The 1,095-nt window shown below is 74.1% G+C and carries 1 protein-coding gene; it reads left to right on the top strand.

Annotated features, from left to right (window positions below; all coding sequences use genetic code 11):
- Positions 1 to 1,095, top strand: a 1,095-nt coding sequence (gene selA / locus ACFQ4O_RS17755) for an L-seryl-tRNA(Sec) selenium transferase (RefSeq protein ID WP_378777734.1), incomplete at both ends; no start/stop codon positions are given.

Below are 1,095 nucleotides of genomic sequence, written 5' to 3'. Positions count from 1 at the left end.
CCGGCGCCGCGGCGGAGGTCTCCGCCGACCGGCTGGCCGAGGTCGCGCTTGCCGCGCTGGAGGCGGCCGAAGCGCCGAGCCAGCGAAGGGTGCTGAACCTCACCGGCACGGTGCTGCACACCAATCTCGGCCGCGCGCTGCTGGCGGAGGAGGCGATCGCCGCGGTCACCGCCGCCATGCGTTCGCCGACCGCGCTCGAGTTCGACGTGGCGAGCGGGCGGCGCGGCGAGCGCGACGACCATGTGCGCGGCCTGCTGCGCGAGCTGACGGGCGCGGAGGACGCGGTCGCGATCAACAACAACGCCGCCGCCGTGCTGCTGGCGCTGAACTCGCTGGCGGAGGGCCGCGAGGCGGTGGTGTCTCGGAGCGAGCTGATCGAGATCGGCGGCGCCTTCCGCATGCCCGCCATCATGGCGCGCGCCGGCTGCACGCTGCGGGAGGTCGGAACCACCAACCGCACCCATCTCGCCGATTACGAGGGCGCGATCGGGCAGGACACCGCGCTGCTGATGAAGGTGCACCCGTCCAACTACCGGATCGAGGGCTTCACGAAGGAGGTCACGGCCCGCGAGCTGGCGCCGCTCGCCCGCGCCCATGGCCTGCCGCTGGTGGACGATCTCGGCTCCGGGGTGCTGGTCGATCTCGCGGCCTACGGGCTTCAGCACGAGCGCACGGTGCAGCAGGCGGTCGCCGATGGGGCGGACATCGTCACTTTTTCCGGCGACAAGCTGCTGGGCGGGCCGCAGGCGGGCCTCGTGGTGGGCCGCGCGGATCTGGTGAAGCGGCTGGCGAAGAACCACCTCAAGCGCGCGCTGCGGCTGGACAAGCTCAGGCTGGCGGCGCTCGAGGCCACGCTGAAGCTCTACCGCGATCCCGACCGCCTCGCCGAGCGGCTGCCGACCCTCATGCTGCTGACGCGGCCGGCCTCGGCGCTGAAGGAGCAGGCGGCGCGGCTGAAGCCCGCCTTCGAGGCCGCGGCCGGTCCGGACGTGACGGTGGAGGTGGCGGACCTCGCCAGCCAGATCGGCTCCGGCGCCCTGCCGCTCGCCTCGATCCCGAGCGGGGGCCTGACGCTCGCGCCCGCGGGCGGCCGCC

The organism is Methylopila musalis, assembly GCF_042679725.1.
In the GTDB taxonomy this organism is placed as follows: Bacteria; Pseudomonadota; Alphaproteobacteria; order Rhizobiales; family Methylopilaceae; genus Methylopila; species Methylopila musalis.
Note: the sequence above shows the minus strand (reverse complement) of the source record. Positions and strands in the feature narration are given on the sequence as shown.